Origin of the sequence: Rhizobium sp. BK399 (assembly GCF_014194695.1) — a bacterium.
Classification (GTDB): Bacteria; Pseudomonadota; Alphaproteobacteria; order Rhizobiales; family Rhizobiaceae; genus Rhizobium.
The window spans coordinates 131,426-146,546 of record NZ_JACIAH010000009.1; the positions used below are offsets into that span (position 1 = coordinate 131,426).

Genomic DNA, 15,121 nt, shown 5'->3' on the forward strand with positions numbered 1-15,121 from the left:
CCATGGTTGAGAACCGTCCATTCCTGAACCTCCTGGCCCACCTTGTTCTGATTGTCGGTGTTGCCATCGTCGTTTTTCCTGTCTACGTCGCTTTCATCGCCTCAACCCATGGCGGCACCGACTTCCTTTCCGACGTCGTGCCCCTTGTTCCAGGTCCCCACCTTATCGAGAACTATGCAACGATGCTGTCGGCCGGGATGACGAGTTCGGGCGCGCCGCCAATCGGGCCGATGATGCTCAACTCACTCGTCATGGCCGTTGGTGTCGCAGTCGGGAAGATCGTCATCTCCATCCTGTCGGCATTTGCGATCGTCTATTTCCGTTTCCCATTCCGAACCCTTGCCTTTTGGATGATCTTCATCACCTTGATGCTCCCGGTCGAGGTGCGCATTGTACCGACCTTCAAGGTTGTTGCCGACCTAGGGCTCCTCAATAATTATGGTGGACTGATCATTCCGTTGATTGCTTCGGCAACAGCAACGTTCCTGTTCCGCCAGTTCTTTCTGACCGTGCCGGAAGAACTGATGGAGGCCGCACGCGTCGATGGCGCCGGACCGATGAAGTTCTTTCGCGATATTCTTCTGCCCCTCTCGGTGACCAACATCGCAGCGCTCTTCATCATTCTGTTCGTGCTTGGTTGGAACCAATACCTCTGGCCACTTTTGATCACCACCGATCCAAGCCTTTACACGGTGGTCATGGGCATCCAGCGCATGGCGGCGGTTGCTGATGCAGAGCCCCGCTGGAACCTCGTCATGGCGGCGGTCATCCTCGCTGCCCTGCCACCCGTCCTCGTCATCCTCGCCATGCAACGCCTTTTCGTCAAAGGCCTGGTTGAAACGGAGAAGTAAGAATGGCCACGATCGAAATCGTCGACCTCAAGAAGAATTACGGCTCCGTACCTGCCGTCAAAGGCGTCACCCTTTCTGTTGCCGATGGCGAACTGATCGTCCTCGTCGGACCATCTGGCTGCGGCAAGTCTACATTGCTTCGGATGATTGCGGGCTTGGAAACGGTCAGCGACGGGAAAATCGAAATTGCCGGTCGCAACGTCAACAATGCCGAGCCTGCAGAGCGCGATATTGCAATGGTCTTCCAGAACTATGCGCTCTATCCGCATATGACGGTGCGCGGCAATCTGGAATACGGGCTGAAAAACAGGAGAACGCCGCGGGCCGAAATTGACCGACGCGTGCATGAGGCGGCCGAGATTCTCGAGATCGGGCCGATGCTTGAACGAAGACCACGCGAGCTGTCGGGAGGTCAAAGGCAGCGCGTCGCGATGGGCAGAGCGATCGTGCGCGAGCCAGCAGCGTTCCTGTTCGACGAGCCGCTCTCAAACCTTGACGCCAAGCTACGTGTCCAGATGCGTGTCGAAATCCGCCGGCTCCAGCGTCGGCTGAAGACGACGAGCATCTACGTCACCCACGATCAGCTTGAAGCAATGACACTCGCCGATCGGCTGGTGGTGATGAATGGCGGGCTCGTCGAGCAAATAGGCTCGCCTGTCGAAGTCTACGACCGCCCTGCAAGCCTGTTCGTCGCTGGCTTCATCGGATCCCCACCAATGAATCTGATGCCGATTGAGGTCATCGCCGGCTCCAACGGCCAACATAGCTTTGAGTTTCCCACTGGGACCGATATCGTCGGCGTGCGCCCCGATCAGCTGTCGCTGGTCGAGCCAGCCGAACCGTCAATCCGCCTCAACGCGACGGCCGAGCTTCTGGAGCCGATCGGTGGAGAAAGCCATCTTCACGTGCGCCTCGGCGATCGCGGCCATAGCGCAATCCTCAGCGTCCCCGGACGTCCAGAAGTCGCTGAAGCGGCAAAATTTCCAGTCTATGCCCGTGTCAGCGCCATGCATCCGTTTAACCGCGAAACCGGCAAACGAACAGATGTCGCACCGGCATCATAACCGGAATGTAGCAGCCAACAGAAAGCCAGAACATGACGATTTCCCAGCAGCGCATCGGTCCGGCGCGTAACGAGGTCCATGCACATCGGGGCGCTTCGGCCGTTGCTCCCGAGAATACGATTGCAGCCTTCCGGGCCGCTGCTGAGCAGGGCTGCAAATGGGTCGAGCTCGATGTTGCACTCCTGCAGGATGGAACGGCTGTCGTCATTCACGACGTTTCTGTCGATCGATGCTCTTCCTCGCGCGGCAATCTCGGTGACATGGTGGCCGCAGATATTGAAAGCATCGATGCCGGCTCGTGGTTTTCAGAAGCTTACCGCGGAGAGGCGCTGCCAACACTGGCGCTCGCGATCGAACGTCTCGGCGACCTCGGGCTCAATCTCAACGTCGAGATCAAGCAGCACGCGCACCACACATCGCTCGCGCAGTTGACGGAAACCGTCCATTCTCACCTCAGAAAACGCGCACCCCATACTGAAATCGTCATTTCAAGCTTTGATGCCGAAGCGCTAAAAGCGATGCATCGGCTCGATCCAGACTACGAGCTCGCCATGCTGTGGAGCGAACTGCCGCGTGACTGGGCCGATGTTCTGGCCTCTATCCCGGCAAACACGATCCATCTAAATTACAAGTCGTTGAGCTTCGGGTTCCTCGAGGAGGCAAGTCGGCGCGAGATAAAGGTCAGGGCATGGACGTGCAACGCACCACACCTTCTCCGTCCTTTCTGGGGTGCTGGCTTGACAGGTGTCATTACTGACGACCCAAGTCTCTTCCTGACTTGAAAGCGTGCAGGGGGCGGTAATGATATCGAGCAGACAGCGCGACATGCTCGCGCTCATCGAGAACGAGGGGATGCAGTTCATCGAGGATTTGGCGCGTCGGTTCGGCCTGACGACGCAAACGATCCGGCGCGATATAAACGCGCTTTGCGACCTTGGTTATGCCAGGCGTTTTCATGGTGGCGTCGATGTGCCCGTCGAGGGAAGGAACATCTCCGTCAATGCACGCGCTCAGCTCAACAGCGCTGCCAAAAGGCGCATCGCGAGACGCGTTGCAAGCGACATCGGTCCGAATTCCACAGTCTTCCTTGGGATCGGCAGCAGCGTCCAATTTGTTGCCGAGGCGTTGCGGGATCACCAGGGCCTTACGGTCGTTACCAACAATATCCATGTCGCGCTTATCCTTTGCGACGCCTCAAACATCGAGGTGCACCTGACTGGCGGGCTGTTGCGCCATGACGACCGGGATGTGGTCGGCGCCGACGTCATCCGGTTTTTCGAAAAGTTCTATGCCACGCACGCCGTCGTTGGAGCCGGCGCCCTCAGTCACGTTCATGGGCTGATGGACTTCAGTTACAGTGAAGCGCAGATCACCAACGCCATTATCGAAAATTCCAAGAGCTGTTTCCTGGCAGCTGATGCCAGCAAGTGGATGCGCAACGCTTCGGTGCGCGTCGCCCCCTTCAACAAACTGACCCGGTTCTACACCGACCGGCTGCCTGACGACCAAGGTGTTGTCGCCGCTTGCGCGGCAAGCAGCATGGACATCGTGTTGTGCGGCGAGGAGTATTCATGACATTCATAGGCGCTGCCCCATCGCCGGCGGACCTGCGCAATGTGCGTTACCTGTTCACCGATATCGACGATACCCTGACGACAGAAGGTCAGCTGTTACCACAGACTTACCAAGCCCTCTGGGATCTCTACCGCGCCGGGATTTCAATCATTCCCGTCACCGGAGGATCGGCTGGCTGGTGCGAACACATCGTTCGAGCCTGGCCGGTGGCCGCGGTCATCGGCGAGAGCGGAGCCTTTGCTGTTTTCCGGCGAGATGGCGAGGTCGTCTTCGACTATTGGGAAGACGGCGCCCTGCAGGCGCGACGCCAGCGTGAACATCTCGAAGCAATCGGGAAGATTATCAGATCCACGCCCTCGCCATTTCGGATTGCCCATGATCAGGCATTCCGGCTGGCGGATGTTGCCATCGACATCGGTGGTGTACCCTACGAGGAGGTCGATATCCTGGCTGATCAGATTCGGCAGATGGCGGCGACCGTCGCCATCAGCTCCATTCATATCAATACGTGGATCGGAGACTATGACAAGAAAGCCATGAGCGAGCGATTGCTCAATGAAGCTTTTGCGGTGGATCCCCTGACGACGCCTTCAGTCACGGCTTTCGTTGGTGATTCACGCAACGACGCTCCCATGTTCGGCTACATCCGCAATTCTTTTGGCGTGCGCAACATTTTGCCCATAATGGACAAACTTCCGCATAAGCCACGATGGGTTTCGTCGGAACCGGCTGGCCTCGGGTTCAGAGATATTGCGACCACACTTTTGCGCGCGAAAGCATAGAATGTGGCCTCGCGAAATGATGATGATCGGGCACGGGGGGCGGATCGCCTCGACGAACTCTTCGATCGTCTTGCAGGGAATGATCTGCTTCTTCAGATCACCGGCGCTTTCGTAGAATTCGTCGGTCTTCTCAGGCGTGCGGTTGAAGACAGCAATCTTGTTGCCTTTTTCCGCAATGTTGAGCGCCAGGTTAGAACCCATGACGGCAAGCCGATCAGCCCGATTTCTGCCTTCTCCGCGATACATCCGCTTTTTTGGTTTCTCGCAATGACGGGATGCACCGCCAAGTACGCGGCGCCCCAAAGCTGTCCGCTATCGCCCGGCTAGAAGGCCAGCTGTACCTTCATCGATTTGCTCCGATCCCCGGCAGCTTCGAAAGCCTGAACCGCTTCCGTCAGCGGATAAATGCCGCTCAACAGGGGCTTAAGATCGACCCGCCGGCTATTGATGAGATCGACCGCAACGCCGAACTCCTCATGGAACCGGAACGTGCCCTTCATCTCGATCCTTGGCGACGACCATGTTCTGCGGAATCGAGACGTCACCCCCTCGATCAGATGACGCAGCACAATGCGGCCATGGTGAAGACCATGAGTTCGACCAGTGAAGCCCTCGCTGCCGGTGCTGCCCTTTTGGCAAGCCTCGTCGGACGCTTCAAACTCGACCGTCGCCGGTCCATTCGGGAGCCTGGTTCGGCAGCCTGTGGGAAAGGACCAGAATATCGCCAGCGCGTCGCATAAATGAATGAATCGGTCGGGAACTTTCCCCGACCTCGTTTGTTTGCAGGACGCAGCGATTTTTGAAACACGCTGCGGGATCAGCATCGCCCTATGCAGGTCCGCTCAAGGCCCGGCGCTGGTCACCTGATCCGCCGGGCTTTCGATTCAAATCTTTGCCATTAAAGTAGAATCGACTGGGAACCTTTCCTAAGCTGAATGGTTTGAAGCTCGCAATGCTTTCACAGCGGCATTGTCAGCTGGTATCCGTCCCTCAGAGAAACCAGCGCGCAAAGGGCTCGGTGCTCCCAGCACCGGGCCTTTTTCTGCAGGCGGATTTTGTTCGAGCGCGAGGCTTGGAATAAGCGGGAACAAACGAGTCCGAGTTCATTACGAGCAAAGGCGGCGCGTTCGCCCTGCTTCGACGTTCAAAAATGAAGATCATTTCAGCGCTTGCCGCTACTTGCCTACTAACGCTCAGCCTTGCCTCATGCGCAAACACGATCAAAGGTGTTGGACGCGACGCAGCCAATACTGTGACACCGCGGGGCACTAGTTTTGCAAATCGTCACGACGAGGTGGACAACTTCTGTCAGACAGAGATGCTTGACCAGCGATCTCGGTCGTGAGCTGTGCTGGTCATTCATGTCGGCGGTACCTATGGAGATATTCCCAGCAGGCGGTCGAAGACGAGGCTAGAAAGTTGGAAATTCGAGCGTTGCCTTGGCCTAGTGTACGTCTTTTGCCACACCTAATATACATTTTACGCCTCCTCTAATAACCATTCTAAGGCGTCGCTGGTGCTCCCTTGATGACCGGGCAAGCGGGCACATGCAACCCATTCCCTTTCTCCACGTTCGTGCGCACGATCGATCATCTTGATTTCGACCTCATGCTGGAAGGGAAAGCCAAAGACCTTTCTCCTTCGACTTCGGTCAGATGTTCTTCGCTATGCTCCCCACCTCGCATCGCGCTTTGAAAGCGAAACGGATCGGCATCTGCCGGTTTTGAATTAGGGCTACAGGCACTCGGCCGCGTTTCGATTTGAGCGCTGCCTACGCGCCCACAAGAGCCGCAATTGGAGCAGCAGGCAAGTTGGAGGACAACGTCGATCTCAGCGGAGCGACCGTGGGAGTTCCTCGCCATGAATTGGCAACGAGCAGGACGACGAGGGCGAGGAGCAGACCAAGGCCGACAGTGGACCAGACGGAGATGCCCTTGTTCCTGGCTGAGATAGGCGTTCGACGGCCTTGATAGGCTGTGCGCTCCCGATCGCCATTAAACTGCGCTGGTTCCCGCATGTCATTCATCCCGGGCTACGTGGTATTCAATACCGGACCGCCGCTTCGTGGTCTGCGGGGAGAGATAGGCGATAAATGCGGGATGACCAGGCTGCATTTTAGGCGATCACCTTGCACCTGAACAGTCGAAGCGCCCTGATGACAAACCGCGCAATCTCGACCCCTGCCCGATACGGCACCACTGTGGGTGGCTTGCGCCAGCCCAGCTTGTAGCGTGATAGTCTCTCCTGGATTTGAGATTTGGGCTCGGCGTCCTGCCTGGCTGGCAGGGGATCAACAAAAAACGCCCTCAGACCAACCAGATGTTCCATGTCAAATGCCAGATCGTATGGCAATCGCATCGGCATCAGGCGATCGACGATCCAAGCCGCGGCGCGGCGATTTACCAGGTACGCCCCAGCGCCCTTTTCCCGTGTCAGTGAAATCGCCATCGAATGTTGAGAGGTCAGCCGGCGAAACCGGAACTTCCTTCCCTTGTTGACCGTCGAAAGCCTGACGATGTCCCATTGGTTTCGATTAGCCAGCACCTCCTTCAGGACGGCCATGAAATTCGGGTCGAAATTGAGATCGTTCTCGAGGATCAGGGCATGTTCATCAGGTGATGCAATGAGACGCCGGGCGCAGTCGACATGACTGAGGTAACAGCCGATTTCGTATGGATTTGGTCTTCGCCCGTGCCGAAAGAGGTAGCCGCGCTCATCGAAGTCCGAAATCGGCAGTCGAAGGTCAGCTCCATCCACGGCCGAAATCCTTTCGAAATTCAACCCGAAGGTTTTGATCAGAAACGTCATGCGCCTTCCGCGATCGGGCGCCCGATCGAGGTTGATGAGAAAGGTCCGCAGCTGCGGCAGCGCCTGGCGGGCGATTAGATTGTCGTGCTCGGGAAGGTAGTTCATTGAAGGCCCGGGGATGATCACATCTGCCAGACCTTGCCCACCGAATATCTCCCTGCTCTGTCCGCTTGCTTACGTTTTTGTAAGGTCGCTATCTGTCAGGAAGGCTGAAAGCTAGTTGAAAGCTTCGAGAAGCTACGAACGAGCTGCATCGTGGAGGAAGCACCTGTATCGTGATGAAAGGCGATGCGTAACTCGTACCGGAGGAGACTTTGATGCGTTCATCACGCAGGCTTTTTAATTCAATCGCTATATCTGCAATCATTGCCGCGGCATGCGCGCAGCCGTTCATCGCAGGTTAATGCTTGGTAACCGAGACTCACTGCCTGAAAGGATGCCCCGATGAAGACGCTTTTTTCACCTCTCGCAGCCATGGTCCTGGCTGCATCGTTCGCCCTGCCGCTGAGCGCTGCGCCGATCGCGGTGCCGAAAGCAGCGCCATTACACACCACCGATGTCGAGCTTGTCAGGCACAAGGGCCACGGGAATGGCTATGCTTATGGCCACTACAAGAACCGGAATTACGCCTACCGCGACTGCCGGTATTACGGCTCATGCTACCGTCATCGGTATTCCGGCTATCCACGGTATGGATATCCCCGGTACGGCTATCGCGACTACTACTCCTACCAGCGTAGGCCGGGCGTGAGCCTGTACTTTAATTTCTAGTCACAGTCCTACGGGACAGACGTGGGACAAAGAGACTTTTTAGCCCGTCAGCCCGAACGTTGGCGGGTTTCAATTGCCTGACACTCGCCCGCAAGACTTGAAATCCCTCCGCGATCAGCATGTTTCGACCATGCCTATCCCGCGCCACGATCTCGTTCTTGAACGAGCATTTCCGATCGCAGAATCCTGCCCCGGCTTGGTGCGTGGCGCCGTGCCGCGGGGCGACGGCAACGCACCGCGTGACGGATCTGGCGCTGCCACTGACGCGACATAAGCTCCTTACTGCCAGCACGGTCTTTTAGGACGTAGGAAATGGCGTCCCAGACGACGCTTCGACAATCCTCGATCACCCTCACACAGACCGACCACACGCGATTGTCAAAACTCGCGGAGACCCATAGCTCGAAAAGCACTGATATTGCCGGGAATTGCTTTCCGAACTCGAACGCGCTTGCATCGTGTCCGACGAGGCTATCGCCACGGATGTCGTCTACATGGGTTCCACGCTGCGATTGGTGAGCGACCTCGGCGAAGACCGTGCGGTCACGCTCTCTTTCCTGGAGAGGCGAACATCGCAAAGGGCAAGGTTTCGATACTGACCCCGATTGGAACGGCCCTCATCGGAGTTTCAAAAGGACAATCGATCGACTGGCTGGCTCGCGATGGGCAAGTTCATCGCCTCACGGTGAAGGCGGTAGAAGCAGAGGCGATATGATCTTGGTTTGACGGCATCTCCCGCCCTGTCCGGGGGAACTGAACGCAGTTCGAGCACCACCACCTTCTGGCGCGTAATTCAATGCCAAGGGGTCAGAGATCTTTGAGAGGGGGGTTAGCTCCCGCGCAAGACTATAATCGGTTTCGTTGCCCAGCCGGCGCCGCGCCGCTAAAATCGAAAGCATACCTTTCCGTAGGGCGCCCGCAAGAATTTGGGCGCTCTGTTCCCCAAGCGGTAATGGGAGGCCACAAGGGGGTTTCCGCGACACCTTGTGGCCTCCATGTCCTTCCCCCGGACGGAAGAACGATGACAAGATTAGGTCGAGGAAGTCCAACGACAACTGGACTTTGGTCCGACGTTCTGCCTGCGCAATTGTTTGTACGTTATCGTACGGTTGCATTGCCGAGGAGGCTCGCTACATGCCAGCCGCGTGGCGCAAAGGCTGGTTTCTGGGAGACACCCTATTCGTTCTCTTGCCCTTACAGCGTCTCCAGGATCGGCAATCGCAGGGTAACCAACAGGCCCACCACCGGCTGCATCGCTGAGATACGCGGTACCTCCCGCTCCCTGTATGACTTCTCGCACGATGGCGAGACCCAGACCGCCGCCCTCTTCCTGGGTTCCCATGACCCGGTAAAATCGCTCGAAAACGTGCTTGCGTTCCATCGGATGGATTCCGGGACCATTGTCCTCGACGGTAAACAATGCCCTACCGTCGAGGCGGGTCACCGATACCTTGACCTTGCCGCCCACGGGAGTATAGCGGATTGCGTTGTCGACGAGGTTTACAAGCATCTCTCCCAACATCGTGCCGTCACCTGCGACCCTAATCGGACTGGCTTCCTTCAATCCGATATCAATGCCGCGGCGAAGCGCTTCCTCGGCTTGGGCTCCGAGAACGTCTTCGGCCGCTTTTGCGAGGTCAATGACGTCGCAGCGCAGCCGCCTGCTACCCGGCTCCGCGCGCGACAGGGTCAAGAGCTGGCTTGCGAGCCTGGATATCTGTGTCCGTTGAAAGCGACGGGAATTGGTGCCGTTGGTGCGCGAAGAAAAGGCCCAAAACTCAACAAATCACGCCAACCGGCTTGACCACCCCGCCGAGATCCGGTTCTCGACAATGAGCATTCCCATAAACACGATCACGGCCAGCAACCAGCCGAGGAGTGCATCGGAAACGTAGTGCGAGCCAACTGCAACGCGCAAGGCGGCCATCGTCGCTGCATGCCTCGCTTTGACCGGAATAGCGACTGGTGCGTATCCTGCCTATCTGCAACTGTCAGAAAACTTTCATACGGTTGTCGATGGCGAACTCTATCGATCAGCCCAGCCAAGTCCGCAACAGCTTGAAGCCTATGTGCGGGACTATGGAATCAAGACGGTCATCAATCTGAGGGCACGGGGTGATAAGGGCAGCTGGTATGCAGCTGAGGTGGGGACCACAGAGAGGCTGGGCGTAACACATGTGGACTTCCCGATGTCCGCATCGAAAGTGCTGACGCTGGATCGCGCTGATGAACTTATGAAACTGATGGCTTCGCTACCGAAGCCAATCCTCGTCCATTGCCAGGCAGGAGCGGATCGAACGGGTCTCGCCTCTGCGATTTACAGCACCCGTATTGCAGGCCGGGATGAAGAAGCTGCTGAACGTCAGCTGTCCTTCTACTTCGGACATGTTGGCATCCCGCGCCTCTCCGCAGCATATGCAATGGATGAGAGCTGGGAGGATCTTGAAGACAGCTCCCGAACTTCCAGCTAATCGGGCGGAGGGACCGACGACAGTCCCGCGACATGGTTCTGTCGCGGGCCAGATTTCAATCAAAAGCGCTTCAATGAGCGGTGGTCATCTTGTCAAAAGCCCCACGCTTCTTGAGGGAACTGACGAGCCCCGTAAGAGCGATGACCCCCACGAACAAAGCGACGAGAGCAATCGCGTACGACAGTTCCTGGTCTGAAATAGAGTCCGCCGCGATCCGGTAGAACTCTGTTGCCAGAAGCGCGATAAGTGTCGAGGACATGGTGGAATAGTCTTTGGCGATGACCCGCCTGATATTGAAGCTCATACCATCCGTCGATGTCGAGAATGCACTGAGCTTGAGTGCCCATCGGGGTACGTCACGGCAATAGGCGCTATAGGCATCGCCGAACTTGTTGGCGAGGAACTCCTCTTCGGCATGGATGATGCACTGATAAATGAAGGCGAAAAGCAAGCATCCAACAACCACGACCACTGGGTTTCCGTGAAACAGGAAAAGCCCGGAATAGACGAGCATATTCCCGACATACAATGGATTGCGGCAAACCCCGAACATGCCTTCTGTGACCAGATCCTTGGCGTAGACCCGCTTGTTCAAGCCGCCCCGTTTGATATATGCGTATCCGATAACTGTTGCACGCAACAGCAATCCGGCAAGCACGACGAGAATCGCCAGGATATTCTTCCACGCCTCGAGCGCTTCACTTCCGAACACCGTCGTTGTCGGCGGCGTGGAGATGAACAGGGCAACAATAATCAGCGGAAATGCCTGGTTTCGGTATTTGAAGAAGAACGTTCCGATCTTCAGCATAAGGGACTTCATGGCAATGGGTTCTCACTTGATCGCGACGATGCCGCAGAAATTATACCAACGGAAGAACACCTCCGTGCTCTTGAAGCCCACCTCCCGGAGCAACTGGATATTTTCCTCCAATCGATAGGGAATGAGCACGTTCTCCAGCGCTTCTCGTTTCTTTGAGATCTCGATCGACGAATATCCGTTGCGCCGCTTGAAGTCGTAGTAGTGGTCGATGAAGAGCCGGTTGAACGTCGTGTCCTCGCTGGTCAGCTTTTCGATGAGCAGCAGACAACCATGTTCGTTCATACCGTCGTAGATGGTCTTCATCACACGTTCGCGAAACAGCGGTCGCACGAACTGCAATGTCAGCAGCATGGTCACGACGCTGGCATTCTCCAGGGAGAAACCGCGATGGAGATCGCCGGTGATCAAATCGATCGAACGGTTCGTTCCCGACGCTTCAATTTTCTCGGCGGCCTTCTTCAGCATCTCCGGGGCATTGTCGATGCCGACAAAATCCACCTGATTGTCAACGAAATGATCCAGCGCAAGCAGTGTTGTGGCTGTCGAACAGCCAATGTCATAGAGATTGGACTGAGGCTGTGCGAAATCCTTTGCCAGTTCGCAGACCATTCGCTGCATCTCGTCATAGAACGGTACAGAGCGGCTGACCATGTCGTCGAAAACATTCGCGACAGTGGAGTTGAATGAAAAGTCTGCGACCGCATCACGTTCGTCGGCGAAAACCTCGTCACGCAAATTCGTATGCAGGACAAGTCGGTTAGACTGATCGGTCATATCCGCTCCAATACACAGCAATGTAAATGGGCGGCTTCGTTCCCCAAGGCACACCCGGCGCATAGCGATTTGGCCATATGTTCCTGACGAGAACCTGAACACCGGGCTGCCCCCGGGGGCCTTCACAAGCGGCGAAGGTGTCCTTCATCCAGCCAAATATGGGCCAAAAAGGAGACTTCCTCGGTCAGCAACCTGTGCGGAATTCTAGTCGCGTTCAGCACGCGAGAGCATCTTAGTGGCGGATGAGCTTCATTCGAGCTGAAAGTTCACGGAGATCGAAGGGTTTGACGAGAAAGTCGTCCGCTCCTCCCTTTATTCCTGCCAGACGATCACTGTACTGGTCTTGTGCGGTCATAATGATGACGCGAACCGTATTGTTTGCCGCCCGAATGTCGCTGAGGAGTGAAAGTCCGTTCCCATCCGGCAGACGCAGATCAAGCAGTACCAGGTCGTAGTTCGCTGATACGAGCCTACGGGAGGCTACCTTCAGGTTCCTGCACCAATCGACAGTGTGTCCCTCGCCAACCATATGAGCTGAAACAGCATCCCCGATCTCTACGTTGTCTTCGACGACAAGAACATTCACCGGCCGGGGCCCCTGATCCACTTCTCATCGTCGGCGGTCTCGCCCATCAGGAATTCCCGCCCCTACACGGTGAAAACACGTCCAGCTCGCGCTGGTAGACCGAGGTCTGCACATTCATCATTCCAAGCACGCTGTGAAAGAGGTTGTCGTGGGAGGTTGGACGAGTTGCCTCCTTGCGAAGGCAGGCGGTGTCCAGCTCCATTGATTTCGTGAAGTCGTCGTCAAGCCACGTCAGGAAAGGCACGTGCGTTTGCTGCGATGGAGCGAAAGTGTACGGCGCACCGTGCAGATAGAGCCCCTTTTCACCCAGGGATTCTCCATGGTCTGACATATAGATCACGCCAGCCGCCATCTGGCTGGACCGGGCCTTGAGGCGATCGATAACGGCGGAGAGGAAATAGTCGGTATAGAGGATGGAATTGTCATAGGCGTTGGTGATTTCGCCTTCCGAGCACCGCCCGAGTTCTGCCGTTCGACAGTCCGGAATAAATCCGCCCATGTGTTCAGGGTATCGAAGGTAGTAAGCAGGACCGTGACTGCCCAACTGGTGGAGCACCAGGACGCTGTCGCCTTGGACGTGATCCAGCCAGTCGTCGAGCTTCTCCAGCAAGATGGCATCCAGACATTCACCTTGCTTGCAGAAGCGCCGATCCTTTGAGCTCGCCAGGTCAACGTACAGGACCCGGTCCGCAACGCCCTTGCTACCCGTGTTGTTATCGAACCAGGCAACGTTGACCCCGGCATGGGAGAGCACGTCGAGTAGGTTTTCGTTGGCGCGTGCCTTTGCGTGCGTGAATTCCGCCCGCGTGAACCGCGAGAACATGCAGGGAATTGATGTTGCGGTAGCCGTACCGCAGCTCTCGGTATCAGGGAAATAGACGACCTTGCGTGCCTTGAGCTGCGGGTTCGTTTCTCGGCCATAACCCCCGAGTGAGAAGTTTTCGGCACGGGCAGTCTCCCCAGCAACAATAATCGTCACTCTCGGCTTGTTGATGCGCGCCAGAGGCGGTTTCACAACAGCGTCGGTCCCGACAGGCTGGACGACAATCAATGCTTCCTTTCGGGCGCTGAGGAAATAGCGCGCCGTGCTTACGATCGGTGTAACGGGATTGAGGCTTTTGGTGATGTCGCGTCGTTCTCTGACAGCGGCACTATACTCTTTCGAGTAGGTGATGCCGCAAACCGCGACAATTCCGAGCGAAATCACGATCGCTGCCAGGTTCCATACGACCTTGCTGACGAACGGTCGGTGATCGACCTTCGTCCACGCAATGATCAAGGACGGTAGGACACCGAAAATCGCAAGATGAAAGGCGAGGTCGCGGGTGATCAGGTGCTGTGCCTCCGCAGGCGTTGTCTCCATCGCATTGCGGATCATGTCGGTGTCCACGACCACGCCAAATCTGTCTATGAAATGGCTTGCCACGGCAGCGACGATGACAAGAAAAATCAGGAACGGCTTTATGAGGTATTTCATCGAGAAGGGAGTGATCGCGGCAACGCAGAGAGCCACCATTGCAAGATATAGCGCCCACAGGGGACCAGTCCCACTTCCGAGATAGTCGTTGGCCTTCTGCCAAAACGTGTTGTTGCAGAAGACAAGAATATAGATAGATACAAAAATGCAAAGCGGAATGCTGCCGATAACGGGCCGTGGCACGCTCACGTTTGCGGGCTCGTTCTTCACTTTCACTTCTCCAACGCAAACGGGCCTTTTGAAGAGGATTGCTGACACCAACCTGAAGCGACGAGAATGAAGGGCGTCCAGATTCATCGCCGGCCGGACGTCGATTCTGTCAAGACATTGCGTCGAACCACGCCCGAATCTGCCGTGCGGACCAACACCAACGGGTCATCGTCCTCCCTTCCCAGGCGATCGCCATTCAATCGAACCGCTCACCGGCCAACGACCGATACCCGCACCGCTTCCGGCCGGTAGTCGTTTGGGAAAAGCCGTTTCAGGCTTTCGATCTTCGGCAGGTCGTTGACGACGATATACGGATACGTCGGATTGTTCGTCAGAAAGTTCTGATGGTAGTCTTCTGCCGGGTAGAACGCCTTCCCAGGTTCAATTGTCGTGACGATCGCCTCATTGTAAACCTTCGCCTGATTGAGTTGGCCGATATAGGCCCTCGCAACTTTTGCCTGCATGTCGTTCGTGGGAAAGATTGCCGAGCGGTATTGGGTCCCCGTGTCAGGACCTTGCCGATTGAGCTCCGTCGGATCGTGTGCGACTGAAAAATAGATCTGGAGCAGATGGCCGTAGCTCACCTTCTTCGGATCAAAGACTATGCGAACTGACTCGGCATGGCCTGTCGTTCCGGTGCCGACCGCTTCGTATTGAGCCGTCGACCTGCCACCACCAGCGTAGCCCGACGTTGCACTGACGACACCGTCAACATGCTGGAAGACCCCCTGCACTCCCCAGAAGCAGCCACCGGCAAGGACGGCGGTCTCAAGCTTTTGTTGGGACGCCATATCCTGAAGCGGTGCTGGAATGGCATGAGCCTCTTCCGCGGCGAGGACGGCGATTTGAAACGCAGACCCGGCTGCAACCGCCATGGCCAGGGTTGGCACGAGAGCCACTTGTCTCAAAAGACCCCCATGACGCGTCATTTC

At 56.6% G+C, this 15,121-nt stretch carries 15 protein-coding genes and 2 pseudogenes; 8 read left to right on the forward strand and 9 right to left on the reverse strand.

The genetic code is table 11. The features are described from left to right. Positions 1-2 precede the first annotated feature (2 nt). The 5 genes from ugpE to FHT97_RS19595 are packed head-to-tail and all read left to right on the forward strand — an operon-like array spanning position 3 to position 4,272. Positions 3-851 (forward strand): sn-glycerol-3-phosphate ABC transporter permease UgpE, encoded by an 849-nt coding sequence (ugpE, locus tag FHT97_RS19575; RefSeq protein WP_183756073.1) that lies wholly within the window; start codon positions 3-5, stop codon positions 849-851. A gap of 2 nt (positions 852-853) precedes the next feature. Next, a complete protein-coding gene (ugpC, locus tag FHT97_RS19580; RefSeq protein WP_183863969.1) occupies positions 854-1,915 on the forward strand; it encodes a sn-glycerol-3-phosphate ABC transporter ATP-binding protein UgpC in 1,062 nt (353 codons plus the stop codon). A 32-nt stretch (positions 1,916-1,947) separates the two neighbouring features. After that, a complete protein-coding gene (locus FHT97_RS19585; protein ID WP_183863970.1) occupies positions 1,948-2,697 on the forward strand; it encodes a glycerophosphodiester phosphodiesterase family protein in 750 nt (249 codons plus the stop codon). Positions 2,698-2,716: 19 nt separating this feature from the next. Next, a complete protein-coding gene (locus FHT97_RS19590) occupies positions 2,717-3,490 on the forward strand; it encodes a DeoR/GlpR family DNA-binding transcription regulator (protein WP_183756076.1) in 774 nt (257 codons plus the stop codon). Continuing rightward, on the forward strand, positions 3,487-4,272 hold the full coding sequence (locus FHT97_RS19595; protein WP_183756194.1) for an HAD-IIB family hydrolase: 786 nt from the start codon (positions 3,487-3,489) through the stop codon (positions 4,270-4,272). The genes FHT97_RS19590 and FHT97_RS19595 overlap by 4 nt, the downstream gene beginning before the upstream one ends. Before the next feature lie 15 nt (positions 4,273-4,287). Here the strand turns inward: FHT97_RS19595 and FHT97_RS19600 are convergent. The 3 genes and pseudogenes from FHT97_RS19600 to FHT97_RS19610 all read right to left on the reverse strand — a co-directional run. After that, positions 4,288-4,514: pseudogene (locus tag FHT97_RS19600) on the reverse strand (NAD(P)-binding domain-containing protein); the annotation flags it as partial. An 81-nt stretch (positions 4,515-4,595) separates the two neighbouring features. Beyond that, a pseudogene (locus tag FHT97_RS19605) lies at positions 4,596-4,821 on the reverse strand (L-idonate 5-dehydrogenase); the annotation flags it as partial. A 1,566-nt stretch (positions 4,822-6,387) separates the two neighbouring features. Then, the gene (locus FHT97_RS19610; protein ID WP_183863971.1) at positions 6,388-7,185 is read right to left on the reverse strand and encodes a glycosyltransferase family 25 protein; all 798 of its coding nucleotides are present in this window, start codon (positions 7,183-7,185) and stop codon (positions 6,388-6,390) included. Between the two features lie 339 nt (positions 7,186-7,524). Here FHT97_RS19610 and FHT97_RS19615 point away from each other — a divergent pair, with 339 nt between their 5' ends. Together FHT97_RS19615 and FHT97_RS19620 are read left to right on the forward strand one after the other, a co-directional pair. Continuing rightward, positions 7,525-7,851, forward strand: coding sequence for a hypothetical protein (locus FHT97_RS19615; RefSeq protein ID WP_183756078.1), 327 nt, complete (start codon positions 7,525-7,527; stop codon positions 7,849-7,851). 451 nt (positions 7,852-8,302) lie between these two features. Continuing rightward, entirely contained in the window at positions 8,303-8,566 is a 264-nt protein-coding gene (locus FHT97_RS19620) for a GreA/GreB family elongation factor (protein WP_246712689.1), read from the forward strand. A 315-nt stretch (positions 8,567-8,881) separates the two neighbouring features. Here FHT97_RS19620 and FHT97_RS19625 read toward each other — a convergent pair whose 3' ends face one another. Next, on the reverse strand, positions 8,882-9,544 hold the full coding sequence (locus FHT97_RS19625; protein WP_210280940.1) for a HAMP domain-containing sensor histidine kinase: 663 nt from the start codon (positions 9,542-9,544) through the stop codon (positions 8,882-8,884). 253 nt (positions 9,545-9,797) lie between these two features. On the opposite strand from FHT97_RS19625, the gene FHT97_RS19630 reads away from it, so the two are divergent. After that, positions 9,798-10,322, forward strand: a complete 525-nt coding sequence (locus tag FHT97_RS19630; RefSeq protein ID WP_210280941.1) for a dual specificity protein phosphatase family protein — start codon at positions 9,798-9,800, stop codon at positions 10,320-10,322. Between the two features lie 70 nt (positions 10,323-10,392). Here the strand turns inward: FHT97_RS19630 and FHT97_RS19635 are convergent, their stop codons facing one another. From FHT97_RS19635 to msrA, 5 genes are all read right to left on the reverse strand, one after another. Then, the gene (locus FHT97_RS19635; RefSeq protein ID WP_183756079.1) at positions 10,393-11,142 is read right to left on the reverse strand and encodes an isoprenylcysteine carboxylmethyltransferase family protein; all 750 of its coding nucleotides are present in this window, start codon (positions 11,140-11,142) and stop codon (positions 10,393-10,395) included. 12 nt (positions 11,143-11,154) lie between these two features. Beyond that, positions 11,155-11,916, reverse strand: coding sequence for a carboxy-S-adenosyl-L-methionine synthase CmoA (gene cmoA, locus FHT97_RS19640; protein WP_183756080.1), 762 nt, complete (start codon positions 11,914-11,916; stop codon positions 11,155-11,157). Positions 11,917-12,148: 232 nt separating this feature from the next. Continuing rightward, positions 12,149-12,502: a response regulator gene (locus tag FHT97_RS19645; protein ID WP_183863972.1), complete on the reverse strand. Its 354-nt coding sequence runs from the start codon at positions 12,500-12,502 to the stop codon at positions 12,149-12,151. A 46-nt stretch (positions 12,503-12,548) separates the two neighbouring features. Then, positions 12,549-14,189 (reverse strand): phosphoethanolamine--lipid A transferase, encoded by a 1,641-nt coding sequence (locus tag FHT97_RS19650; protein WP_259129607.1) that lies wholly within the window; start codon positions 14,187-14,189, stop codon positions 12,549-12,551. Between the two features lie 209 nt (positions 14,190-14,398). Continuing rightward, positions 14,399-15,064 (reverse strand): peptide-methionine (S)-S-oxide reductase MsrA, encoded by a 666-nt coding sequence (msrA, locus tag FHT97_RS19655; protein WP_183864009.1) that lies wholly within the window; start codon positions 15,062-15,064, stop codon positions 14,399-14,401. Positions 15,065-15,121 lie beyond the last annotated feature (57 nt).